Origin of the sequence: Planosporangium thailandense, from assembly GCF_011947195.1 — a bacterium.
GTDB classification, from domain to species: domain Bacteria; phylum Actinomycetota; class Actinomycetes; order Mycobacteriales; family Micromonosporaceae; genus Planosporangium; species Planosporangium thailandense.
This window is the reverse complement of the sequence record NZ_JAATVY010000004.1, coordinates 387,767-411,181: the sequence shown is the minus strand read 5'-3', so window position 1 is coordinate 411,181 and position 23,415 is coordinate 387,767. Positions and strand designations below refer to the sequence as shown.

21 protein-coding genes and 2 pseudogenes are annotated in these 23,415 nt (G+C 67.0%); 11 read left to right on the top strand and 12 right to left on the bottom strand.

Annotated elements, in window-relative coordinates; genetic code table 11:
* Positions 1-22: 22 nt before the first annotated feature.
* The 7 genes from HC031_RS09600 to HC031_RS09570 are packed head-to-tail and all read right to left on the bottom strand — an operon-like array spanning position 23 to position 8,615.
* Positions 23-994, bottom strand: a complete 972-nt coding sequence (locus tag HC031_RS09600) for a beta/alpha barrel domain-containing protein (RefSeq protein ID WP_205862472.1) — start codon at positions 992-994, stop codon at positions 23-25.
* The gene (locus HC031_RS09595) at positions 991-2,181 is read right to left on the bottom strand and encodes a CaiB/BaiF CoA transferase family protein (RefSeq protein WP_338090559.1); all 1,191 of its coding nucleotides are present in this window, start codon (positions 2,179-2,181) and stop codon (positions 991-993) included. Before HC031_RS09595 ends, HC031_RS09600 begins: the two co-directional genes overlap by 4 nt.
* Positions 2,178-2,999: an alpha/beta fold hydrolase gene (locus tag HC031_RS09590; RefSeq protein WP_167924821.1), complete on the bottom strand. Its 822-nt coding sequence runs from the start codon at positions 2,997-2,999 to the stop codon at positions 2,178-2,180. Before HC031_RS09590 ends, HC031_RS09595 begins: the two co-directional genes overlap by 4 nt.
* A gap of 11 nt (positions 3,000-3,010) precedes the next feature.
* Positions 3,011-4,432: an amidase gene (locus tag HC031_RS09585; RefSeq protein WP_167924820.1), complete on the bottom strand. Its 1,422-nt coding sequence runs from the start codon at positions 4,430-4,432 to the stop codon at positions 3,011-3,013.
* Positions 4,429-4,647: a hypothetical protein gene (locus tag HC031_RS09580; protein ID WP_167924819.1), complete on the bottom strand. Its 219-nt coding sequence runs from the start codon at positions 4,645-4,647 to the stop codon at positions 4,429-4,431. Before HC031_RS09580 ends, HC031_RS09585 begins: the two co-directional genes overlap by 4 nt.
* A complete protein-coding gene (locus HC031_RS09575) occupies positions 4,648-6,540 on the bottom strand; it encodes a hydantoinase B/oxoprolinase family protein (RefSeq protein ID WP_167924818.1) in 1,893 nt (630 codons plus the stop codon).
* Positions 6,537-8,615, bottom strand: a complete 2,079-nt coding sequence (locus HC031_RS09570; protein ID WP_167924817.1) for a hydantoinase/oxoprolinase family protein — start codon at positions 8,613-8,615, stop codon at positions 6,537-6,539. The genes HC031_RS09575 and HC031_RS09570 overlap by 4 nt, the downstream gene beginning before the upstream one ends.
* A gap of 179 nt (positions 8,616-8,794) precedes the next feature.
* Between HC031_RS09570 and HC031_RS09565 the strand changes: the two genes are divergently transcribed.
* The 5 genes from HC031_RS09565 to HC031_RS09545 all read left to right on the top strand — a co-directional run bounded on the left by HC031_RS09565 (position 8,795) and on the right by HC031_RS09545 (position 14,082).
* Positions 8,795-9,328 carry a MaoC family dehydratase gene (locus HC031_RS09565; protein WP_167924903.1) on the top strand — a complete coding sequence of 178 codons (534 nt, stop codon included), beginning with the start codon at positions 8,795-8,797 and terminating at the stop codon, positions 9,326-9,328.
* Positions 9,325-10,605 (top strand): CoA transferase, encoded by a 1,281-nt coding sequence (locus HC031_RS09560; protein ID WP_167924816.1) that lies wholly within the window; start codon positions 9,325-9,327, stop codon positions 10,603-10,605. The genes HC031_RS09565 and HC031_RS09560 overlap by 4 nt, the downstream gene beginning before the upstream one ends.
* Positions 10,602-12,014, top strand: a complete 1,413-nt coding sequence (locus HC031_RS09555; protein ID WP_167924815.1) for an MmgE/PrpD family protein — start codon at positions 10,602-10,604, stop codon at positions 12,012-12,014. Before HC031_RS09560 ends, HC031_RS09555 begins: the two co-directional genes overlap by 4 nt.
* A gap of 2 nt (positions 12,015-12,016) precedes the next feature.
* The gene (locus tag HC031_RS09550) at positions 12,017-13,180 is read left to right on the top strand and encodes an acyl-CoA dehydrogenase family protein (protein WP_167924814.1); all 1,164 of its coding nucleotides are present in this window, start codon (positions 12,017-12,019) and stop codon (positions 13,178-13,180) included.
* Between the two features lie 65 nt (positions 13,181-13,245).
* The gene (locus HC031_RS09545) at positions 13,246-14,082 is read left to right on the top strand and encodes an HpcH/HpaI aldolase/citrate lyase family protein (protein ID WP_167924813.1); all 837 of its coding nucleotides are present in this window, start codon (positions 13,246-13,248) and stop codon (positions 14,080-14,082) included.
* Between the two features lie 496 nt (positions 14,083-14,578).
* On the opposite strand, the gene HC031_RS09540 is transcribed toward HC031_RS09545, so the two are convergent.
* Positions 14,579-15,301 (bottom strand): FadR/GntR family transcriptional regulator, encoded by a 723-nt coding sequence (locus HC031_RS09540; RefSeq protein ID WP_167924812.1) that lies wholly within the window; start codon positions 15,299-15,301, stop codon positions 14,579-14,581.
* 359 nt (positions 15,302-15,660) lie between these two features.
* Between HC031_RS09540 and HC031_RS09535 the strand changes: the two are divergent.
* The 5 genes and pseudogenes from HC031_RS09535 (at position 15,661) to HC031_RS09520 (ending at position 19,104) form a co-directional block, all read left to right on the top strand.
* Positions 15,661-16,520 (top strand): annotated as a pseudogene (locus tag HC031_RS09535) (IS5 family transposase).
* Positions 16,511-16,918, top strand: a complete 408-nt coding sequence (locus HC031_RS09530; protein WP_205862471.1) for a hypothetical protein — start codon at positions 16,511-16,513, stop codon at positions 16,916-16,918. Before HC031_RS09535 ends, HC031_RS09530 begins: the two are co-directional and overlap by 10 nt.
* Positions 16,919-17,584: 666 nt before the next feature.
* A complete protein-coding gene (locus tag HC031_RS33005) occupies positions 17,585-17,857 on the top strand; it encodes a hypothetical protein (RefSeq protein ID WP_240942254.1) in 273 nt (90 codons plus the stop codon).
* A 77-nt stretch (positions 17,858-17,934) separates the two neighbouring features.
* Complete coding sequence (locus HC031_RS09525; protein ID WP_338090558.1) at positions 17,935-18,681, top strand: integrase core domain-containing protein; 747 nt, start codon at positions 17,935-17,937, stop codon at positions 18,679-18,681.
* A gap of 45 nt (positions 18,682-18,726) precedes the next feature.
* Positions 18,727-19,104 carry an integrase core domain-containing protein gene (locus HC031_RS09520; RefSeq protein ID WP_167924811.1) on the top strand — a complete coding sequence of 126 codons (378 nt, stop codon included), beginning with the start codon at positions 18,727-18,729 and terminating at the stop codon, positions 19,102-19,104.
* Here the strand turns inward: HC031_RS09520 and HC031_RS34735 are convergent.
* Both HC031_RS34735 and HC031_RS09515 read right to left on the bottom strand, forming a co-directional pair.
* Positions 18,994-19,224, bottom strand: a pseudogene (locus HC031_RS34735) (hypothetical protein); the annotation flags it as partial. The gene HC031_RS09520 and the pseudogene HC031_RS34735 overlap by 111 nt on opposite strands.
* 193 nt (positions 19,225-19,417) lie before the next feature.
* The gene (locus HC031_RS09515) at positions 19,418-22,300 is read right to left on the bottom strand and encodes a tetratricopeptide repeat protein (protein WP_167924810.1); all 2,883 of its coding nucleotides are present in this window, start codon (positions 22,298-22,300) and stop codon (positions 19,418-19,420) included.
* Positions 22,301-22,515: 215 nt separating this feature from the next.
* Between HC031_RS09515 and HC031_RS09510 the strand changes: the two genes are divergently transcribed.
* Positions 22,516-22,761 carry a hypothetical protein gene (locus tag HC031_RS09510; protein WP_167924809.1) on the top strand — a complete coding sequence of 82 codons (246 nt, stop codon included), beginning with the start codon at positions 22,516-22,518 and terminating at the stop codon, positions 22,759-22,761.
* A 211-nt stretch (positions 22,762-22,972) separates the two neighbouring features.
* Here HC031_RS09510 and HC031_RS09505 read toward each other — a convergent pair whose 3' ends face one another.
* Entirely contained in the window at positions 22,973-23,188 is a 216-nt protein-coding gene (locus HC031_RS09505; RefSeq protein WP_167924808.1) for a hypothetical protein, read from the bottom strand.
* Between the two features lie 30 nt (positions 23,189-23,218).
* Positions 23,219-23,356, bottom strand: a complete 138-nt coding sequence (locus HC031_RS09500; protein ID WP_167924807.1) for a hypothetical protein — start codon at positions 23,354-23,356, stop codon at positions 23,219-23,221.
* Positions 23,357-23,415: the final 59 nt, after the last annotated feature.

Sequence of the window (23,415 nt, the reverse complement as noted above, 5' to 3'; positions counted from 1 at the left end):
CTCGAGTCGTCGCCGGCACGAATCAACAGGTGGCTTGCCGAGTGGCCACGGCCCACGACGCCCGGGCGAGCTGCGCTCGAGATCCGCCCCGAGTGACGAACGAGGTCGCCGGCCGGCCGGTCAACGCGACCACACGATCCACTACCTTCAGGTACCTGTCCAGGTTGACGCCAGTCTCCACGCCCATGCTGGCACACAGGTGGAGCAGGTCCTCCACCGGAGCGTTACCGAGCACGGTCGGATCACCGGGGAACCACAGGTCCCCGCCGAGTCCCGCGAAGGAGCCCTCCAGCCAGTCGGCACCCGCGGCCATCGCCGCCAGTGCGTTCGCCATGGCGAACCCGTTGCGGTCGTGCAGATGGACGCCGACCTGCAGCCCCGGGTACCGCCGCCGGACGCGGGCGATCCCGGCGGCAAACTCCCCGGGATGCTCCACGCCGGACGTTCCGGCGAGGTAGACACCACCCGCGCCAGCGGCGACGGCGGCGTCCACAACCCGGTCGGTCTCAGCATTGGTGACCGGCCCGCGGGCCGGGGCGAAGAACGCGCACGCGACACCCACGATCAGGCGGGCACCGCAGTCTGCTGCCACCTGGCCGATCCCGTCCAGCTCCGCGAGCATCTGCGCCACGGTCCGGTTCTGGTTGCGGACACTGACCTCCTCGTCGGCGGACACCACCACCACGATCTCGTCCAGGCCGCAATCGGCGGCGCGCTGCGCGCCCCGGAGGTTCGGAACCAGGCCCCGGTAGGTCACGTCGCCGCAGCGTGGGACCACTGCCATCACCTCGGCCGCATCGGCAAGCTGCGGCAGCACCTTCGGGTGGGCGAAGGACACTGCCTCGATCTCTCGGAGTCCCGCCTCCACCAGCTGGTACACCAGATCAACCTTGTCCTCAGTACGCAGCGGCTCCGGCACCGCCTGGAGTCCGTCACGGAGGCCCACCTCGACGATGCGGATCGAACCGGGCAGGTTGTCCAGGTCGGCGCTCACACGATTCCCTCGGCGCGCAGGTCTTCGACCGCCTTGGCGTCCAGCCCGACCTCCGCCAGCACCTGTGTGGTGTGCTGCCCCAGCTCGGGGCCGGGCCATCGGATTCCGCCGGGGGTGCGGCTCAGGCGTGGGAAGACGTTCTGCATGGCGACCGGCCCGAGCGTGGGGTGGACCACCTCGGTGATGGACCGGCGAGCCTGGTACTGCGGGTCGGCGAGCATCTCGACGGGACGGAAGATCTTCCCCACCGGCACGGCGTGCTCGATGAGCAGCGCCTCCAGCTCCTCGGCGCAGTGCTGCGCGGTGAACTCCCCGACGAGGTCGTCCAGTTCGGCCTGGTGCTCCCCGCGCGCGCCGTGGCTGGAGTACCGCGGGTCGTCCGCCAACTCGGGCCGTCCCATTGCGACGGCGAGCCGGGCGAAGACGGTGTCCTGGTTGGCGGCGATGAGGATCCAGGTGCCATCGCGGGTGGGATAGACGTTGCTCGGGGCGACGTTGGGCAGAATCGCGCCGGTCCGCTCCCGCTGGTAGCCGGTGATCTGCCACTCCGGTACGAGGGACTCCATGATGCCGAGGACGGCCTCGTAGATCGCCGAGTCGACCACCTGCCCGCAGCCGCTCCGGGTCCGTTCCTGCAGTGCCGCGAGCGCCCCGATGGTCGCGAACGTCGCGGCGAGGGTGTCGCCGATCGAGATGCCGACGCGGGACGGCGGCGTGGAGGGGTCCCCTACGACGTACCGGAGTCCGCCCATTGCCTCCCCGATCGCGCCGTACCCGGGACGCTGGGCGTAGGGGCCGTCCTGCCCGAAACCGGAAACCCGGACCATCACCAGGCCAGGGTTGACGCGGGCGAGCGTCGGGTAATCCATGCCCCAGCGCTCCATCGTGCCCGGTCGGAAGTTCTCGACCACGACGTCCGCTGTGGCTATGAGCGCCCGGGCGAGGTCCTGGCCGGCCGGTTCGCGGAGATTCACGGTGACTGAGCGCTTGTTGCGGGCCACGACCGCCCACCACAGCGATTGGCCCTTCGGGCGCTGCCGGCCCCACTCGCGCATCGGGTCGCCGCGGCGCGGGTCCTCGAGCTTGACGACATCCGCGCCGAGATCGGCGAGCAGCTGGCCGCAGAAGGGGCCGGCCAGCAACTGCCCCATCTCCACTACGCGGAGGCCGGTGAGGGGGCCGCTCACCGCGATGCCCCCTTCGTCCGGGCGAGGAAGTCCATCAGGGTCTCGGTATAGCGAACCCAGGACGCCGGATGGGTGCTGACGGCGTGCGGCGCGTCAGGCAGGTACAGCAATTCCGCCGCGGGGAGGCGCTTCGTGATCTCCTCGCCGAGACGCGGCCCCGTGATCCAGTCCGGGTGCCCGGCCTGGATCACCAGGGTCGGGCACGAGATCGTGTGCAGGTCGTCGCGCGAATCGTGAGTCCGGGAGGCCTCGATGAGCGCTAGGTGTGCGTCGCCAGCGTCCTTGATGTCCGTCCAGGCGCCGTGCGGGCCGAGGAGCTCGCGGTGGTGCTCCTCGAAGTACTCCGGCGTGTAGCAGAGCCAGGCGCAGGCACGCTGGAAGTCCTCGAAGGATAGCCGCCGCAGCGTGGCGAGCGCGACGAACTGGGCGTCGAGCGTGGCGTCGGCGTACGCCCACGACTGCCCGAGGATCGCGCTCGCCACCAGATCGGGGCGCTGGACGGCGAGCCGCTGGGCGATGCAGCCCCCCAGTCCGCCGCGGCCGAACACGTGCGCGGGGCCCACGCCTAGGTGGTCGAGCAAATGCGCGACGTCCTCGGCGTAGAGCTCGGTGGACGGCTCACGGTCCAACCCCCCGCGTGACCGCCCGAGACCGCGGTGGTCGTAGTAGATGACCTGATAGTTCTCGGTGAGCCGCCGCGGGTAGGCGGCGAAGCCGTGGCCAGCGCCCGTGCCCCATCCGGTCAGGCAGACGACGGGCGCGCCGTCGCCGACGACCTCGTAGTACATGTCAAATCCGTTGACCCGAATGGTTGGCACGCCTGTTCCCTTCAGTCCGCGGCCGGCACGATGGGGTCGAGCCCATAAAGGTCGGTGGCTCCCTGAAACGCCGCACCCACCCGCAGGCACAGGTCCTCGCGCAACGGTGGCGCCACGACCTGCGCGGCGACGGGGAGCCCGTCCGGGGTGAACCCGGTGGGCATCATCAGGGCCGGGACTCCGCTGAGGTTGCAGATGATGGTGGCCCGGCTCTGCGCCGCGTACATCGGCACCTTGACGCCGTCGACCGTCACGCAGAGGTCGTCCAGGGTGGCCGCGGCCGCGGGGGTCCCGGGCATCACGAGGACGTCTGCCAGGGCGAAGGCGTCCTCGAGTTCCCGCTGGAGCTCGTGACGGAAGGCCAGCATCCGCAAGTAGTCTCGCGCGGAGGTCGCCGAACCGCGTGCCATCCGCCGCAGCCCCACGGGGTCGTAGTCGGCGAAGCTCGCCGCCTGGGCGGCGTGCACAGTCCACGCCTCGGTGAAGAGAACGTGGTAGCCGATGTGATGGGCGGCGTGCGCGGAGGGCACGGCGACGTCGACCACCTCCGCCCCGAGGTCCATCAGCGTGGTAAGCAAGCCATCGAACGCCGCGAGTACGGCTGCATCGCACCCGTCCGTGAAGTATCCGCCGGGCAGGCCCACCCGGACCCCGTCGAGACGGTCGTCCACCACACCCGTTCCGGCGAACCCGGCGGGGAGGCTCTGTGGATCGCGGGGGTCGTGGCCGGCTACGACGGCCAGCATCATCGCCGCGTCCACCGCGCTGGCGGCGATCGGCCCCACGGATTCGGTGGTCCACGACAGCGGCAGCGCACCGTGCCGTGAGACCAAGCCGTTGGTGGGCTTGAGTCCCGTCACCCCGCAGTACGCCGACGGGATTCGGATCGACCCGCCGGCGTCAGAGGCGAGGGCGAACGGGAAGGCGCCCGCCGCCACGGCAGCCGCGGACCCGGTGGACGAGCCGCCCGCCCACCGTCGGGTGTCCCACGGATTGCGGACCGCACCGTGCAGCGGATTGTGGGGGCCGCCGATGGCCCACTCGGTTGTCGCGTCCTTGCTCACCGGCACTGCGCCGGCGTCGAGCAGCCGTCGCACCGCTTCCGCGGTTTCGGTCGCCACCCTGTCGCGGTGCACCCGGGAACCGCCTGTGGTGACGGCGCCAGCGAGGTCGAAGACATCCTTGATGCCGAACGGCAGGCCTTCTAGGGAGCGAGGCCGTCCCTCCCGCCATCGCCGGCGTGACTCCTCCGCTGCGGCGAAGGCCTGTTCCTCGAGGAAGACTACTGTGCAGTTGAGTGTCCGGTGCGCTTGCCGCAGCGTCCCGAGCGAGAGCCGCGTGACCTCCACCGGATCGGCCGTTCCGGTGCGGTACGCCTCCAGCAGCGCCGGTGCGGACCGCAGCAGGTGCGTGGTGTCCCGTTCCCCGCTCATGCCGACCGGCCGCCTCGGGCGAGCCACGCCCAGCCCGCGGCGGGCTGGACGTGGCCGCTGGTCGTCGGCACGGGCCGGACGTGCAGCTCGTCGAGGAACGGGCGGAGCTCCTCCTCGGCGACGGCGGCCGACTCGCGACACACCGCCGCGATGTCGTCGCTGATCCCGTCCGGCATCGGCGTCCGGCCGTCCTGTATTCCCGGCATGGTGGTCACTCAGCCGGCGTTCGCGGGGACGGCGAGCTCGTCGATCGCCGGCGGCGGTGTGGGCGCGGGGTGACCGGTCTCGTCCTCGCACCGGGCCAGCAGCTCCTCGACCGTGTCGAACCCGCGGTCGATCCACGGCGCCTCGCCGCGTTCCGCCCGCATGCTCTCCCGCAGGCGCGCGGTGGCCTCCTCGTCAACCGTGAGCGCCTCGCCGTCGACCACTACCCCGTAGCGACGGGCGCCGGCCACGGTCACCGAGCCCCGCCGTACGTCCTCGAGCACCGCGGCCGTGGGCCGGTTGAACGGGTCGCCCCAGCCGCCTCCGCCCCAGGTCGCGAACACGAGGAGGTCGCCCTTCTCCACCGCCACCCCGTCGCACTTGGACGGTAGCGGGATCGAGCTGCCGTCCGCCTTCACGAGGTGCTTTTCGCTACGCGCGGCGGCAACCCCGCCGTTGACTCCCCACGGGTAGGTGAGCCACCGGTCGTCGTGCAGCGAGATCTCCCCGCCCTCCAGGAAGCGGTACGTCACCCGCAACCCGTTGCCGCCGCGGTGCAGCCCGGGGCCGCCCGAGTCGGGAATCGTCTCGTAGTTCTCCACCACGACGGGGAAGTGCGCCTCGACGTACTCGTTCGGCATGTTGCGGAATTTCGGCCACACCGAGTGGCAGTCGACACCGTCGCCCACCGGCCGACCGGGGATGCCGCCAAAGGCGACCTGGAAGAGGAGGAAGTCCTCCCCGTTGTCGTGCTTTCCGGAGAACACGAAGTGCGGACTGGACGAGAAGCCGGCGGCGCACATGTACTCCGGCTTGGACTGCCCGAGCACGCCGCTCACGACGTCGAAGATGCGGCCGAGGCCGTGGGTACGCCCGGAGCTGGCGGCGGGGTAGTGCGGATTGAGCCAGGACCCCTTGGGAAACGAAACCTCCATGAGGTCCCGGAAACCATCGTTGACCACGATGCCCGGGTCGAACACGAACACCAGCAACTGGCCAGTGAGCATCCGGAACATCTGCGGGTTGTACGGCAGGTTGATGGACGCTGCCGACTGCGCGTCGGTGCCCTCGAAGTCGAAGTGCGCGACGTCGCCCTCACGCCAGACGGTGCAGCGCAGCTTGTACGGACCGGTGCCCATTCCGTCGTCGCAGAGGTAGTCCTCGAAGGTAGCCTTCTCCTCGGGGATGAGGGTCCGGATGACCTGCTGCATGGCGCTGTGACACCGCTTCTTGAGCGCGTCGATCGCGGAGTAGAACTCGTCGACGCCGAAGCGGGTGGCCATCTCCACGATCGCGTTGCGCCCCAGGCGCGCCCCGGAGACGAGGGCGTTGAGGTCGGCGCGGATCCAATGGGGTGTCCGGGAGTTGCCCAGCAGGATCTTGACGATGTCCTTCTGCTCTTCGCCCTTGGAGTACAGCTTCACGATCGGGATGACCAGACCCTCCTCGAACAGCGACGAGGCCGCGATCGGCATGCTCCCGGGCACGGTGCCCCCGATGTCGGTCTGGTGACCGAAGATGGCCGACCAGCCGATCAGGCGGCCGTCGAGGAAGGCCGGCACGACGATCAGCCAGTCGTTGAGGTGGCTGATCGCGCCCTGGGTGACGTAAGGGTCATTGGTCAGGAAGATGTCGCCCTCCTCCACCGTGCCCTCGTAGTTGTCGAGGAAGCTCTGCACCGGGGAGCCGAACTGTCCGGCCATCTGCGCCCCGTTGCGGTCGGTCAGGATCGGGAAGGAGTCCCGCTGCTCGCGCATCAGGGGCGACATACTGACCCGGAAGATGAGCGCGTTCATCCGGTGCAACGCGTTCTCGAAGCCCTTCTCGACGAGGTCGACCGTGATTGGGTCGAGCTCGACGGGCGTGAATGGGGCCGTGTTGGTCTCGATGACGGTGGCACTCATGCGCTCGTGGCCTCCTCGCGCGCCTGCGGGTTGATGATGATGTTGCCGACGCGGTCCACGACGCCGACGTGGTCGGCGAGGATGACCGTGGTGGAGTCCATCTCCTGCACGATCGCCGGTCCGACCAGCCGGTCCCCGGCACGCAGCCGGCTCCGGTCGTACACGGTGGGCCGAGTCCAGACACGTTCCAGGTACGCGTCCACCTCGCCTACCCGGGCACCCGACGGGTCCCCGTCTCCCTCGGGCAGCGCCTCGGCTGCGGCGGTCATCGGGTCGGACAGGCCGATGGCCCTCAGGTTGAGGAACTCGTGGTCGAGAGTGTCCATACGGAACGTGTTGAGATGCTCGTGCATCTGGTCGAAGCGCTCGCGCACCTCACCGATCGTCTCGGGGGTGAGCTCCGCCATCGTGACGGGCACGGTGATCGCATCGGACTGTCCGCTGTAGCGGATATCGGCCTCGATGGCGATCTGCTGCTGGTCCGCGGGAACGCCCTCGCTGTCGAGCGCCTTGCGAACGAGCGCCTGGAGCCCCGTGAATACCTCGCGCACCTCGCCGAGGTCGACCGTCGCGAACTGCCGGACGAACGTCCGTGAGGACTCCTGCCGCACACGGGTCGTCACGTCGCCGTACGCACACAGCACGCCCGGGCTGCGCGGGATGATCACCGGCCACGAGCGCAGGAGCTTGCCGATCGCGTTCGCGTGCAGCGGGCCTGCCCCGCCGAACGCGACGAGCGCGAAGTCCTTCGGGTCGTACCCCTGTTCGAGGCTGACCAGCCGCAGCGCGCCGTACATGTTCTCGTTGACGATGTCGATGATCCCGGCTGCGGCGTCCTCGACCGACAGGTCGAGCGCTTCGGCGATCTTTGACACGGCGGCCACGGCGGCGTCCCGGTCCAGCCTCATCTCGCCGCCCAGCCGGGTATCGGTCGGCAGGGCGCCGAGCACGACGTTGGCGTCGGTGACGGTCGGCTCGGTCCCGCCGCGGCCGTAGGCGGCCGGCCCCGGCTCGGCGCCCGCGCTCTGTGGGCCGACGCGCAGCGCCTTGGTCACCTCCGGTACCGAGGCGATGGAGCCGCCGCCGGCACCGACGGTCCGGACGTCGATCGACGAGGCGCGGACGCTGACGTCGCCGATCATGGTTTCGCGCCGCAGCTGCGGCTTCCCGTCCTGCACCAGGGCGACGTCCGTGGACGTGCCGCCGACGTCGAAGGTGATGATGTCGCGGTAGCCCGCCTGCTCGGCCACCCACACCGCCCCGGCGACGCCGCCCGCGGGACCACTCATCAGCAGGTTCACCGGGTAGTTCGCCGCGCGATCGGCGCCGACCAGGCCGCCGTCGGACTTGAGGATCCGGAGCTGGACGTCCGACATGGTGGACTTCAGCTCGCGTTCGAGATCCTCGATGTAGTGCTGGACCACCGGGTGGACGTAGGAGTTCGCCACCGTGGTCAGGGTCCGCTCGTACTCCTGCATCTCCGGGACGACCTCACTGGAGATCGAGATCGGGATGCTCGGGAGCACGTCGGCGACGAGTTCGCGGACGCGGCGCTCGTGGCCGTTGTACGCGTAGGAGTTGATGAGGCAGATGGTAAGTGCCTCGATGTCCTTGTCCCTGAGCGCGCGAGCCGCAGCCAGTACGCTGTCCTCGTCCAGTGGGCGCAGGACCTCGCCGTGGGCGGTCACGCGTTCGTCGACCTCGAAGGTCAGCTCGGCGGGAGCCATCGGGTCGCTCTTCTTGTAGACAACCCAGGCTCCGTAGTCACCGGGTACGTGCGACCGCGCGATCTGCAGCACGTCGCGGAAACCCTTGGTCACGATCAGGCCCACGCGGGCGCCTCCGCCGGTCAGAACGGCGTTGGTAGCGACGGTGGTGCCGTGCAGGACGTGGGTCACTTCGCTCGGCGTGATGCCGGCCTCCTGGCACGCCTTGGTGATGCCGGCCATCACGCCGCTGGTGAGGTCCTTCGGCGTTGACGGCACCTTGGCTGCGGTCAGCTTGCTGGTCCCACTCTCGATGAGCAGGACATCGGTGAATGTTCCACCGACATCGACTCCGATGCGATAGCTCATGTCTCTCCTCGGTGGGCGGCTGGTGGGCCACGACGCTACGAGGTCCCCCCCATAACGTCAATACCTCTGAGGTATTAGTTCCTACGGCCGCGTGAACCATCGGTCTGGGGTGGCCGTGGTGGGTTGACGGACCAAAACCTCAGATGTTTAGGTTGCCGAGGGAGGTGCCAGTGACAACCATGCATTCGGCGACGGTGGGCCGGTTCTTCGAAGACTTTCAGGTTGGTGAGGTTTATCAACACCCTTTGGGCCGAACCATCTCAGAGGCGGACAACACGTGGGTGACGCTACTGTCGGTGAACACCAACCAGAATCACTTCAACGCCCACCTTGCGGCAGGGAACCCCATCACCGCTGGCCGTGTCATCGTCAACTCTGGTCTCTCCATCGCGGTGGTCCTCGGCCTCTCCGTGCTGGACATGAGTCAGAACGCGGTGGCAAACCTTGAGATGACGGACATCCGGCTGACCCACCCGCTCTATGTCGGCGACACCCTCTACGCCGAGAGCATCTGCACCGCCTTGCGCGAGTCGCGTTCGAAACCGTTCGCCGGGATCGTCTCGATGATCACCCGCGGACTCAACCAGGAGGGCGACGAGATCGTCTCCTGGCGACGATCGGTGATGGTCGCCAAGCGATCCAGCGGCATCGGCCAGAACTACTTCCCAACCGCTAAGAGCGGACCGCTGACGATTCCCGAGGCCGGCAAGTGAGACCCCTCGAGGACATCCGGATCATCGCGATCGAGCAATACGGCGCGGGACCGTTCGGCAGCCTGCACCTGGCGGAACTCGGGGCCGAAGTGATCAAGATTGAGGATCCCCGACACGGCGGGGACGTCGGACGGTATGTGCCCCCCTTCGCCCGCGGTGAGGACTCTCTGTTCTTCGAGACGTTCAACCGCAACAAGCGCAGCCTGTCCCTTGACCTGTCTACAGCTGCGGGGCGTGAAGTCTTCGAGGACCTCGTCGGCACCAGCGATGCCGTGTATTCGAATCTTCGCGGCGACGTCCCGGACAAGATTGGGATCCGCTACGTCGATCTGGCGCCCTTGAACCCGGCCATCGTGTGCTGCAGCCTGACAGGATTCGGCATGACCGGACCACGGTCCGAGGAGCCCGGCTACGACTACATCCTCCAGGGTCTCGCCGGGTGGATGAGTCTGACCGGTGACCCCGACGGGCCACCGACCAAGACCGGCCTGTCCCTGGTCGACTATTCAGGGGGTTTCGTGGCGGCGCTCAGCCTAATGGCCGGTGTGCACGCGGCGCGACGGGACGGAATCGGTGGGGACTGTGACGTTTCCCTGTACGACACAGCGCTGTCCCTGCTGACCTATCCGGCAACCTGGTACCTCAACGAGGGGTACCAGCCAAGGCGGATGCCCGACTCGGCGCATCCCTCCCTCGTGCCGTTCCAGGTCTTCCGCGCGCGGAATGGATGGCTGGTTGTGGGCTGCGCCAAGGAGAAGTTCTGGCAACGCCTGGTCAGAGCGCTCGATCGCCCTGACCTAGCGAACAACCCGCGATACGCCACCTTCGTGGATCGAGCCGAGAACCGCGAGGAGCTGCTCGCTGCCCTACGTGAGATCTTCGCCGAGCGCGACGTGCAGGAGTGGTTGTCAACGCTCGCGGCTGCGGGCGTGCCGTCGGGGCCGATCAATGATGTGGCCGATGCAATCGCCGAGCCCCACACACACGCACGTGGGCTGATCGTCGAGACTGAGCACCCGGTGTTCGGAACAGTCCGATCAGTCCGTTCCCCCGTGCAGTTCGGCGACTCCGTCGTCGAACACCGCCGGGCGCCACGCCGCAACGAGGACTTCGACGTAGTCCTGCGAGGCCTTCTGGGCTACGACGAGGACCGGATACTGCGCTACGCGGCCGCCGGCGCATTCGGTCCCGACAGGTCGGCAGCGCAACCCGCATCGGAAACCGGACGAGACGCCGATCCCGGCAACCGGACCTCGACTCCTGGCAGCACGCGATGATCGCCACCGACCTGGCAGCGTGGGCCGCGCAGCTCCGCCTTGCCGACATCCCGGATCGAGTACAGACCACCGCGACCCGACATCTGCTTGATGGTGTCGGCAACGCCATTGCGGCGCGGCGGCTGGGCCACGGCATGGCGGCGTGGACGGTCGCGCATGCCCTGGGGGGCCCGTCGCAGGCCTGGGCCGTTACTGGCCGGCAAGGCCTTTCGGCTCCGGCGGCAACGCTTGCCACCGGAGCGCTCGTGCATGCCCTCGACTTCGATGACACTCATTCGTTGGGGCTGGTCCATGCCACGACGGTCAGTCTGCCCGCCGCCTTTAGCGTGGGACAGGAAGTGCAGGCAAGCGGGGCCGAGATCCTTACCGCCGCAGTCGTGGGGCTGGAAACCGTCTGTCGCCTGGGTGCCGCCAGCCCGCATGGCTTTCATGCGCGCGGGCTGCACGCCACGGCCGTGTGCGGAACGCTGAGTTCGGCGCTGGTCGCCGCGCGGCTGGCAGGAATGCCCGTGCCCCGGATGGTTGACGCCTTGGGAATCGCCGGATCGGCGTCGGGTGGCCTGATGGAGTTTCTCCATACCAGCGCCGACACGAAGTCACTGCACCCCGGGATGGCCGGGCTGAACGGCGTCCTCGCCGCCCGGCTCGCTGCGGCTGGCGCGTCCGGTCCCGAATCAGTGATCGAGGGCAGCCACGGTATCTATCGCGCACTGTCTGCGCACGCCTTCGAACCAGAGGCCGTAACCCGCGGTCTCGGCGACTTCTGGGAGACCGAACACATCTCGATCAAGCCGTACCCGTCCTGTCAGCTCATGCACGCCACGCTCGATGCCGTGGCTGCGGCTTGCCGCGCCGCCACGGAGCCGGTGGAATTGCCGATGATCTCCGCCGTCGATGTGGAGGTGCATCCGGACAGCATCTCGATCGTCTGCGTGCCCCGCGCCGGAACCGCCGTCCCCCGCAGCAGTTATGGCGCCAAGTTCGACCTACCCTGGAGCGTCGCAGCTCTACTCACCGACGGCGCCGTGACGCTGGAAACTTATACCGCCGATTCCATCGCAAGGCCCGACGTGGCCGCCCTCGCCGATCGCGTTCACGTACTTCCCATGTCCACCGAAGGCCCCGCTGCGGACGCACCGGGACGTGCGGTTATTCACCTCGCGGACGGCGGCACCGTGATCGGAGAGGTGGCGGGAAGCCGCGGCACCCGCGCCAATCCACTGACCGACGACGAGGTACTGACGAAGTTCACAGCCAACTGTGGTGGGCACCGCCGCGCCATCGAACTCGCTGACCGGATCCGGGGCCTCGCCGATGAGAGCTCCCTTGACGCCGTACTGGCTCTGGCCGCCGACATCGCCGAGTCCGACACCGCCGACCGTAGGTCGCGCGCCTCAAGCAAGGGGTAGACATGCACTTCGAGTTCACGGAGGAACAGCAAGACTTCCGGGCCGCTCTGCGCGCCATGGTGGACCGGGAAATCGTCCCCGTGGCAGTGGAATGGGAGCGTACCGGGCGCTACCCGACCGAGATCGTGGCTCACTTGCGTGCAATGGGTCTGTTCGGGATGACCACTCCCCCGGAATACGGCGGGCTTGGCCTGGACTTTGTCTCCTTCGCCCTTGTCTATGAAGAGATATCCAGAGGATGGATGGGCATCGCCGGCATCCTTGGCAGTCACAATCTGGCCTGTTGGATCATCGCCCGGCACGGTACTGAAGAGCAGAAGCGAAAGTTCCTTCCCCGGCTCGCCTCCGGTGAGCATCGAACCGGGATCGGTCTGACAGAGCCCGGAGCAGGCACCGACCTACAAGGCATCTCCACGAGGGCGCGCCTGGACGGCGACCACTACATCGTGAACGGAACGAAGACCTGGATCACCAATGCTCGCCATGCCGACGTGCTTCCCGTTCTCGTCAAGACCGACCCTTCGTCGACACCGGCTCATCGCGGGATTAGCCTCCTGCTCGTCGACACCGCAAGCCCAGGCTTCTCCGTCAGCCGAGACCTGGGCAAGCTGGGCTACAAGGGCACCGAGTCCTGTGAGGTCGTGCTCGAGGACGTGGTGGTGCCGGCGTCGGCACTGCTGGGCGGCGTCGAGGGCCGAGGCATGCAGCAGGCGCTTTCCGGCCTCGAGATTGGACGGATCAACGTCGCGGCCCGCGCGGTGGGCGTCGCACAGGCGGCGTACGACGCCGCGTTGCGTTATTCCCGGGAACGCCACGCGTTCGGACAGCCCATTGCGAACTTTCAGGCGATCCAACTCAAGCTCGCCGACCTCGCCACACGGCTCCAAGCCGCCCGCCTCCTCACCTACTGGGCCGCGGCAAAAGCCGACTCCGGGGAGCGGGTGGACTCCGAGGCAGGGATGGCGAAGTACTTCGCCTCGGAAACAGCACTGGCCGCCTCGCTGGAGTCGATGCGAATCCACGGCGGATACGGCTACTCAACCGAGTTCCCGGTCGAGCGCTACTACCGCGACGCCCCGCTCATGGCCATCGGGGAGGGGACCAACGACATCCTCCGGATCGGCATCGCCAAAGCCCTTGTGAACGGCGCCTGCACGATCGGTTGAACGATCCAGGAGTCCGGCTCACTTTCGGATTCGGTGCCGTTGCAGGGACGAAGGGGACACAACTCATGGCGTACCGCAGCTGGCTGTACGTACCGGGTGATCAACCCGCCATGCTCGACAAGGCACTCACGCGGGGTGCGGACGCGGTGATCGTCGACCTGGAAGACGGCGTAGCGACACGTGACAAGGACAGTGCGAGAGTGCTCGTGGCACGGTGGCTGTCCGAACTCGATCCGGATCACAACCCCCACGTCTGGGTTCGCGTCAATCCAGGTGCCCTGCGCGAGCGCGATGTCCGGGCTGTCGCGACGATGCCGGCCCTGCATGGAGTGTGCACCGCGAAGACCGACAGGGCCGAGGAAGTCGCAGTGGTTGACCAGCTGCTCACCGAGCTGGGCTCGACAGCGCTCGTCAGTCCGTTGTTGGAGTCTGCGGCGTCCCTGCTCGACGCGCTGAGAATCGCGAGTTCCGCCCGAGTGCGGTGTCTCCAGATCGGTGAGGTCGACCTGACCGCCGACCTCGGCATCACCCCCGGCGCGGCAGAGCTGGAACTGCTGGCGATCCGGACTCACGTCGTCGTCTGCAGCGCCGCGGCACGCATTGAGCCGCCCGCTGGTCCAGCATCGCCTGACTTCCGCGACTTGGACCGCTTCCGTCGCTCCACGATAGCGCTGCAGCGATTGGGCTTTCACGGACGCGTGTGCATCCACCCGGCCCAAGTCGAGGTTGCCAACGAGGTCTATACGCCGACAACAGAAGAGATTCGCGCAGCGACGTCATTACTTGAAAGATTTGAGGCCTGCAATTCGGGCGTCACAGTCGACGACGACGGTCATATGGTCGACGAGGCTGTACTCCGACACGCGCGTCGCGTCCTGGAGGCGGCCCCACACCAGCGGTAGGCGGCAGCTGCACTTATGTCTCGGCAGCGAGCAGCTGCGGACGACTATCGCCGACCTTGGGGAGGTCGCCCAGCTCAGCAGCATGACATCACGCCGGTAAACCGTGTCCGCGGTACACGTTGCGTGATCAACCAGTCTGAATGACCGATAGTCCACACTAGAGGAAACTGCCGCCGACCGCGCCCGCCGCCGTAACGGCGGTCGCCACCCCGGCGTCACCCCGCACCGGTCCAACGTCGTTCAGCAGATCGCCGAATATTCGACTTCTCAATCCACTGGAATCGTGGCGCACTGCGTTATGCGGCCCGGACGTCCAGGGCCCAGTGGCAACACTCCGGTCCCGGCCGCCCGGCACACGACCGACTGGATCATTCGACCCAACGACAAGCTCGCCGACGACCACCGAGCCGGGCTGACGGACGTACCGCTGCTACGGGAGACCTCGAGGCGAGGTGCAAGATGATCCGACGGGTTTGTCGCATCTGTCCGGGTCTGGTCAGCGGACGCCGAGACAATCGATCTGGGTGTAGACGTGGCCTAGATGATCCAGGTGCCGACGCATCGCCGCCATGGCGCCGAGCGAGTCACCGTCCTCGACGATCTCCAGAATCTCGCGATGGTCAGCGTCCACCTTCATCCAAAAGTCGGCGGGAGCACGATCCCGACCGAATCGACTTGCCATAACCCGGAACACCGGTGCGGTGGTGACCTCGAGCAACGGGTTCTTCGCGGCGCGCAACAGCACGAGGTGGAATTCTTGGTTCTTGGCGTAGGTACTGGGCCCCGGCGTACCGGCAGGGTCGAAGATCGTATCTCGGAGTGCTTTGAGTCCAGACTCGTCAATCCGGTGAGCGGCAATCCCGGCAGCAGGGACCTCCAGGATTTGCCGGGCCTCCATCAACTGTTTGACGGAGACATCCTGCGCGGCCGCCATCAACCCGACACCCGTCTCGAGATGGGCGCTCATCGAATCCACGGTGGGGATCACGACGAAACTCCCACCTGTTACCCCGCGGGTAGTCAGGATGAGGTTTTGGCTGGCCAGAGCGATCAGCGCCTCCCTAACCGTGCTGCGCCCCACCCCAAACTCAGCACTGAGCTCGGACTCGTTCGGCAGCCGGGAACCTGCTGGAAGTTCCCCGTTCAGTATCCGGGCGCGTAAGGCGTCGGCTAACGCCGCGTAGGCGGGGCGAGCGGGAAGGGCCTCGTCCTTGGACATGGGTCGAGTTTATTGGGTGTCGCGAAATACAGGTGATCCGGCGGTTCACCTCCACCGCTCGAGCCTCGCCCAGCTGGTTGCGCCCGCCCGGCCAGTGCCACCGCGCTGTCCGCTTGGCGCTTGGAGGGCCATGGTAGTCCCGATGTTGGCGTGGTGCGTCTTCGTCGAGACGACCTACTACGTCACGGCGATCACCCGCCTGTTGGGCAACCGGACCTATCTTCGCCTACAGGTCGGCTACCTCGTCCTCGCGCTCGGGGCATCGCCCGGTTCGGATTGTTGCCCGCAGCCCTGGTCGCCTAGGGCGTGTTTTAGAAGAGGGTTCCTGGTCAGTTCGCTCGCCGCGATGATCTGACGGCGTGGGGCGTGGAGATCTGTCGGATGAGCAGTGGGCGGTGTTGCTGCCGGTGGCGGGCGTGGGTCGTCCAGCGGGGTGTAGGCGGAGGCTGATCGACGGAATCCGGTGGCGGGTGCGCACGGGCGCGCCGTGGCGGGACATGCCAGCGGAGTACGGGGCCTGGCAGACGGTCTACGGACTGTTCCGCCGGTGGCAGCGCGAGGGTGTGTAGGCGCGGGTGCTCACCGGCTTGCAGGCGCGGGCCGACGCGGCCGGGTTGATTACCTGGGAGGTCAACGTCGATTCGACGATCTGCCGGGCGCATAGCACGCCGCCGGCGCCCGCCGCGACGGGGCCGGGCAGAAGGAACCGCCCGACGGCGTGGGCGTCGAGCCGGCCGACCATGCGCTGGGCCGATCCCGAGGTGGGCTGACCAGCAAGATTCACCTGGCCTGTGAGCAGGGGCAGAAGCCGTTGGCGCTGCTGGTCACCGCTGGCCAACGTGGCGATAGCCCGCAGTTTGTGACCGTGCTGGAGGCCATCCGCGTGCCGCGGCTCGGGGCGGGTCGGCCGCGGGTGCGACCGCTGCGGGTGCGCGCGGACAAGGCGTACTCCTCTCGGGTCAACCGGGACGACCTGCGCCGACGCGGAATCCGGTGCACGATTGCCGAGCCGGCCGACCAGATCCGCAACCGCCGGCGACGCGGGCCGGCCGGTGGCCGACCGCCGGTGTTCGACCGCGACGACTACAAGGCCCGGCACGCGGTCGAGTGCGGCATCAATCGCCTCAAGCGCCACCGGGCGGTGGCCACCCGCTACGACAAACTTGCCCTCCGGTTCGAGGCCACCGTCCATATCGCCGCGATCAACGAATGGCTGTGATCGTTGCTGCCGTGCGTGCCATGCTGACTGCTGCACCTGGTCAGCGCATGGCACAAGGGGGATCGCCGGTGGCCGCCACCTACTACTGCGCCGACAGCGAGAGCGGCGATCATATCGACGACCCGTCCGAGGACGCCCTGTTCATGCTGATCGGCGACCTCAACACCAGCGACAACACCTTCGTCGTTATCCAGCCTGACGAGGACGAACCGGCCTGGTACACCTCGGTCACCCTGCTCGATACCGGCAGCTACGAAGTCGTCCGCCACGACAGCACGCGGCGAGAACACGAGGCCGCCACCCACACCGATCCCGACGCGATTGCCCGGGACCTCACCATCTGGATGGCCGCCCGGGACTTCCCCGGTCAGTCATCCCCGCAGGCAGTCGACTTCTGAAACACGCCCTAGCTGTCAGTGTGGGCTGCACCGCTTGCTGGACCTGGATGACACCGAGACAGACCGGCTGGTGGAGATCGTCAACTGGCCGCTGTTGTCGGGTCACGGGTACGGCGCTGTCATAGCGCACGCTGAGTTCGCGGAAGCCTCTTCCGTACGGGGCGGTGTCCCTATGGGCTTCGTCAAGGCCTCAGGTCGTGTCGGCTGCAGTTGGTAGGCGTGGTCAGACGCGGTAACTGAGGTCGGCTGTGGTCAGGAAGGTGGGACGCAGCCGTAGCCAGACGGTGCCGCGTTCGGTCGGGTCGTCGTGTAGGTAGTCACGGAAGCGAGCGTCCCAGCGGGCTCGATGGCGACTGCCGCTACCTCCTACCCGACGACCGACGGCCTGGTCGCCGACGCGGATGCAATCGCCGTGGCCCGAGAGGCTCAGTCGAGCGAGGTCTCCGGTCGGGAACTGTAGGCCAGCCGTATGACCTCAAGCTCGGCGGCGACGTGGTCGGCCCAGGTGTTCGTATTGTGACGGATACTGCGCGCGCTGAAGTCGTAGGAGGATTGCGCCTGCCGAAAATGCCATCCGTGCAGGTGGCGGGCTCTGCCTGGCTCCTCATGGCCAACGCGTGGCCCCGGCCGTCAAAGCGGTAGCGGAACGGAGCAGGATGATCTCTCGTGCTGCTGCGCCTGGCTTATCTGACCGTCACGAACGCGTTCGCCGCGCTGCGGCTGCTGCCGGTGGGGGACCGGGACAAGGACGCAGAGATTCTGGCTCTGCGGCATCAGATCACCATCCTAGAACGGCAACTCGGCGCTAACCGGGTGACGTTCGCGCCCGAGGACCGGGCCCTCCTCGCTGCCCTTCTCGCGCCCCTGCCCCGCCAGGTACTGCGCCGGCTGCGGTTGCTCGTGGACCGGACACTGTCCTGCGCTGGCACCGCGACCTGATGAACCGACGTCATGCGCGCACCTGCCGACCCAGGCGTCCCGGGCGCCCGCCCACCGTCCGCTCCATCCGCGTCCTCGTGCTGCGCCTGGTCAGGGAGAACCCGAACTGGGGCTACCGGCGGGTGCACGGCGAGCTCGCCACCCTCGGCATCAAGGTCGCCCCCTCCACCGTCTGGGAGATCCTCAAGGCCGAGAGCATTGACCCCGCGCCCCAACGCGGCGCCGCCACCTGGGCCGACTTCCTACGCTCCCAAGCCGAAGCGCTGCTCGCCTGCGACTTCATCGAGACCCTCACACTGACAGGGCAGCGCCAATACATCCTCACGGTCATCGAGCACGCCAACCGCCGTATCCGCATCCTCGGCACCACCGCGCACCCGACCACAGACTGGGTCGCACAGGCCATCAAGAACCTCGTGATGGATCTCGAGGACGCGGGCCGCCGGGCGCACTACCTGATCAGGGACCGGGACGGGAAGTTCCCCACCATCATCGACGAGATTCTCACCGACGCCGGCATCCAGACCGTCCGCTGCGGCGTTCGTGTCCCGAGAATGAACTCGATCATGGAGAGATGGATACAGTCCTGCCGCCACGAGCTGCTCGACCGCACCCTGATCTGGAACGAACGCCACCTACGCCACGCGCTACGCCAGTACGAGCAGTTCTACAACACCCACCGCGCCCACCAGGCCATGAGGCAAGCCGCACCCCTACGAGCTGTCCCCCCACCAATCACAGATCGGGGACGAATCGACCACCTCGACATACGCCGACGAGACCGACTCTGCGGTGTCCTCCACGAGTACCAACACGCCGCTTGAGCTGCACGGACGAGATATTCGGCACACGCAGACGCCGGCGCCACCGTGAAGTACCTGGTCCGCGACCGCGACGGCAAGTACACAGCCGCATTCGACGCCATCGTCGAAAACGAAGACATCACCATCGTCAAGACCGGTATCCGCGTACCGCGCATGAACGCCATCATGGAACGCTGGGTGCGCTCATGCCGGACCGAACTCCTCGACCGCACCGTGATCCTGAACCAGGCCCACCTGATGCACGCGCTGCGCGAGTACGAGACCTTCTACAACCAGCACCGGACCCACCGCACGCTCCACGCCGCAGCGCCCCTACGCCCGCTCCCCCAACCAATCACCAAACCGGAACAGCTTGACCGCCTCGACATCCGACGACGCGATCGACTCGGCGGCATCCTCCACGAGTACCGACACGCCGCTTGACCTGCCCGGACGGCATTTTCGGCACCTACACCGCTCCACCACCCAGCGTCGAGATAGCACGTGGACGCCGGTCGCGCTGTCACTGCGCTTGACGATCTCCAGCCAGATGCCCAGTTCCTGGTCGACCCAGTCGATCACGCTGGCATCCACGCTGTTGCGCACGGGTAGTCTCGACGGCGTCATCCCCGCCAGCGTTGCAGCTCTCACAAACCTACGACCTCGCGGGGATGACCCAATCGGGTCACCTCGACACGCCGCAATCCTCGCGTCGCAACGGATCCCGGCGCCCGGATCGCTTCAGGTGATTACCCGGTTACCCAACACTCTCTGAGCCGATGGCCGCAGTCAGCTTCGCGACAATGGACTTGGCGCGAGCGAGATCGGAGGTGCTGTCTGGATGAGTCTTCGCCAGACTCTCGAGCATCCGAACCGCTTCAGTCGATGCGTCCAATGCCACTGGTAGCTCGCACCGATCGCGCGCACAGATGGCGACGAACTGCAACAAGGCCTCAGCGAAATCGCGGGAATGACGTTTGCTCCGGCGCAGATAGTGTGCTGCCGGACCGTGGATGGCCTCACGAATGGCGACCGAAGCGTCGTCAAACTGCCCGGCGTTCAAAAATAGGCAACCTACCTTCGCTAACATCATTGTAGACGATGACGCGTATGCCGCCGGGTCTGCGGCGGCCAAGTGCCGGAGGACGTCCAGCGCCTCGGCCGCCGACTTCAACGACTCCGCCCGTTCGTGCATGCCGAACAAGGTAGTGGCAAGGTTGTACAAGGACATTCCGAGTTGCAGCCCGTAAACGGCGGTGTTCTTACTGGCCAGGCGGCGATAGATCTCGACCGCGTTTCTGCCGGCCACCACCGCCGACTCCTGCTGCGAGAGTGCGGACAGGTGATTTCCGAGACTCATCAGCGCTGCGGCAAGTTTCGGCTCGACCGACCCGTCTCGGGGCAGGAGCCGTTGATAAATGTCAACAGCCCGTTGGCCGCTCGCCGCCGCTTCCTCATATTTCCCCGTTCGCGCAAGGTCGACACCGAGGTTGTGCAGGGCACCTGCCAAGTAGGTCTCGAAGCTGTCGTCGCGTACTGCCAGTTGTTCGTATATTTCCGCTGCGGACCGCGTTGCCGCCTGGGCCTCGTCGAACCGACCGAGTTCGGATAGAGCCAGGCTGAGGGCCTGAAATCCCTGCCCGACGTGATGCTGGTATACGTCGAGGTCGTCCTGGGGCATCTGTTGCCACAGCCGCAGGGCCTCCCGGGCTGCATGCAAAGCTTCCTCATGCCTGCCGAAGACCGCCAGGTCCCGTGCCTGGTTCCGCAAGGCGGCGGCCAGCCCTCCTGCGCTGGTACGAGGGTTCCTCTCGAGAACCTCGCGATGGATTTCCGCGGCCTTGGTGGAACAGGCTAACGCTCGTTCGTACAGGCCCGCTTCTCCCAGCCATTTGCCTAATCGGGCGTACAGGAAAGCGCGCCCGCGGTCGTCTGTCGTGGGTAACCGGAGCTCGGTCAGCCGTTGGGCGACTGCTGCGATTCCCGCCGGAACGTCGCTGTGCCAATTCGATGGGAACTCGGTCTCGATTGCCTCGAGCACCTCGACGTCGATATCCGGAAGGCTGGCGACAGCGGCAAGAGCCGCGCTGCCGGCGGCGAACGCCAGCCGAGGGCGCGTACGCAACAAAGGGAAGAGCTGAGAACGGCCGACGTGGGGCCAGCGACCAGCAGCCTCCGCGAGGACGCTCACCAATCTCGGTAAGTAGGTGGGTGTCGGATCCTCCAGCGTCGGCAACAGGCGCTGAACGGCGCGGCTGGCCCAAGGGTCGGACGGGCCGGGCACGCCGTGGCCGGGAATTTGGAGTGCGACGAAGTCCTCGGCAAGACGATCCGGGTACAGTGGCTCCAGGACGGCCAGCTCGTCTGCCGGGGGGTAACAGATGGCGTGATCGTCCACTATCTGCTCCGGCGACGTGTCCGAGCCGATGCCCACGCGGTTGAGTACCGATATTCCGTAGTCCCAGTCATGCGGCCCGGTCAGCGTGGCGGCGAAAACAGCGCGAGCCATGACGCTCGGTGGCGTCGGGAGGCGGTTCTGTGGTTTGTCGTGCATCGCGTACCAATGATCACGCTCGCGCTCGAGTAGATGCCGAGAGAACGACGCCGGGTCGGTCGGCGGCCGAATGCCATGTTTCTTGGCGTCCACGGCGATCAGCGCCGCCATGTGCAGAGTGAGTACCTGACCTGGCCCGGCGTTTTCCAGCAGGCTGGAAGGTGGTGAAATTCCTTGGAATTCCGTCATCCCGAGGAGTTCGGCGAACCGGTCGCGCGCCGCGTCAAACACGGCGAGCCGGTCTATGCGACCGGGTGCAATGCGTGGAAGCGGCATGTGATCCGCGATCACGTCGGACTTCTCAAGGCGCGTGTGGAGAACATTCCACCACGTTCCACCTGAGCGCGCGATGAGCAGAATGCGGACAGGAACTCCAGTGGCGAGCAGCGGGTCGTTGACGAGGTCAAGGAGGTCCGTAAGCGGCCAGCGTTCCGCGTAGTCGACAATCAGCAGAAGTCCGCGTGCCTGGGAGACTCGTCGCGCGCTTACGGCTCTCCCCGGACGGTGAGGTTGCGTTCCATGGAACGCCTCCGCGACCACCCAGCCTTTGGACTGGCGCGCAAAGTAGGTGGCCAAGCGTGTCTTCCCTTCACCGCCAGCCCCGGTGATCAGCTTGGCGGTGATGTCGTCCCGGCCGTCGCGCCACGTCCCGAGTTCGCGCAGCTGATCCGAACGGCCGAAGAAGTCGATCACTTCATACCGCTCGGCCAGGAGCGCGCTCAGCGCCATGCCGTTCTCGATCAGCGTCTCGGCCGGCGGCACGGCGCGACTCCAGGTCTGCACGGAGTAGTGGGCCACCGGAACGCGGGCCGGCGGCTTGGGGTCATCCTGCGCTCTCTCCGCGTAGAACCGAGCGAGCCGCGTCTCGACCGGCGTAGCCCCTAACGCCGCAGCCAACCGCTCCGCGACGTCGGGCGAGGGCGTCTTCTGTCCTCCCAGGATCTCGCTTACGTACCCCGCCGAGATCTGTGCCTGTCTGGCGAGTTGTCGCACCTTCGGCCGGGACTTTCGTGCGAGCAGCTGCGACCACAGGTCCATCAGGTCGCGTGCGCCACCGTACGAAGGCGATCTACTGTCGCGGTCCATTCGTCATCCTCGGACGAGATCGATGCTGCTCCGTGACCGGGCAGCATATCCCGACGTCCCCGGTCTTTGCGTCTGTTCGCTGACAGTCAGCGAACACGGCAGGATATGGCCTGATCAAGGCCCCGCGTCACCCCAACATTTCACTGGAGGGCCGCGGTTCCCGCGCGGCCTTCCAGCCTGGATCTGTCAAACCCGTGCTTACCCTGGAGGTTCCCGTGCGGCAGATCCGCTTGCCCCTACGAACGGCGGTCATCCTTGGAACCGCGATCTTCGGCGGTTCGTCGGGAGGGACGGTCGCTCACGCTTTCGAGACAGCGGGGGGACACGTCATCCCCGGAGCCAGTCAGCTCGCGAGTGCGGTCATCGCGCTCTGGATTGCGGAGAAATTGGACCGACTCATCGATGACCGGGAGAACATTGAGTCCAATGCCTCGAACACCGAAGCGGACGACGGCTCCTGACGTTGATCGACTCGGCCGGTCGCACCACCGTCAGCGGTGCGACCGGCCGATGACACCGACACAACGGACCGAAGCGCACCGCGGCCTCGCCGCCCGCAGTTCGCGGTGCCTTCAAGAGGCCCGAAGTCGTGCCGGATCCCGATCTGGTCCATGGGGTTGTTGGGGTGGTTACATAAGCGCCGGCCCCGCTGGATCAGCCCGTCTAGCTACCTCACTTAGGCCGCGGCCCGTACTTGCACTCCAACTCGGTTTTGTCTTCCGCCTTCTTCGGGGACAACCGCTTACTGGCGAACCGCTTCGGGTCTTGCTCGTCGGTCACGTCGACAACGATGGATTCGAGCGGGTTGAGCTTGCTCGTCCACACCAGTCGCACCGCTTGGTCAAGCACTGAATCCAGGTCGGCGCCGGGCTTCACGATCGCGGTCACGCTCGCCGTGCCGGGTGCGGTGATGTTGTCCTAGTAGACGACCCTGGCTTGGGTGACGGTGGCCTGTTGCCCGATCGTCGTCTGGATCTGCTGGGCAATCGCGTCCATGGCCTTCTGGTCCGTTGGCTGCTTCGGCTTGGCCGACATGCACGCGGTGGCGAGGGTCATCACGAGCACTGCCGATGCCGTCGCCTGCGCGGCCTGTACTAGCCGAGCGGCTTCGCCGG

Excerpts from the sequence above, each read along its gene's own strand:
- HC031_RS09585 (WP_167924820.1), bottom strand. The coding sequence starts at position 4,432 with ATGAGCGGGGAACGGGACACCACGCACCTGCTGCGGTCCGCACCGGCG.
- HC031_RS09575 (WP_167924818.1), bottom strand. The coding sequence starts at position 6,540 with ATGAGTGCCACCGTCATCGAGACCAACACGGCCCCATTCACGCCCGTC.
- HC031_RS09570 (WP_167924817.1), bottom strand. The coding sequence starts at position 8,615 with ATGAGCTATCGCATCGGAGTCGATGTCGGTGGAACATTCACCGATGTC.
- HC031_RS09565 (WP_167924903.1), top strand. The coding sequence starts at position 8,795 with ATGCATTCGGCGACGGTGGGCCGGTTCTTCGAAGACTTTCAGGTTGGT.
- HC031_RS09555 (WP_167924815.1), top strand. The coding sequence starts at position 10,602 with ATGATCGCCACCGACCTGGCAGCGTGGGCCGCGCAGCTCCGCCTTGCC.
- HC031_RS09550 (WP_167924814.1), top strand. The coding sequence starts at position 12,017 with ATGCACTTCGAGTTCACGGAGGAACAGCAAGACTTCCGGGCCGCTCTG.
- HC031_RS09545 (WP_167924813.1), top strand. The coding sequence starts at position 13,246 with ATGGCGTACCGCAGCTGGCTGTACGTACCGGGTGATCAACCCGCCATG.
- HC031_RS09540 (WP_167924812.1), bottom strand. The coding sequence starts at position 15,301 with ATGTCCAAGGACGAGGCCCTTCCCGCTCGCCCCGCCTACGCGGCGTTA.
- HC031_RS09530 (WP_205862471.1), top strand. The coding sequence starts at position 16,511 with ATGGCTGTGATCGTTGCTGCCGTGCGTGCCATGCTGACTGCTGCACCT.
- HC031_RS09515 (WP_167924810.1), bottom strand. The coding sequence starts at position 22,300 with ATGGACCGCGACAGTAGATCGCCTTCGTACGGTGGCGCACGCGACCTG.
- HC031_RS09500 (WP_167924807.1), bottom strand. The coding sequence starts at position 23,356 with ATGACCCTCGCCACCGCGTGCATGTCGGCCAAGCCGAAGCAGCCAACG.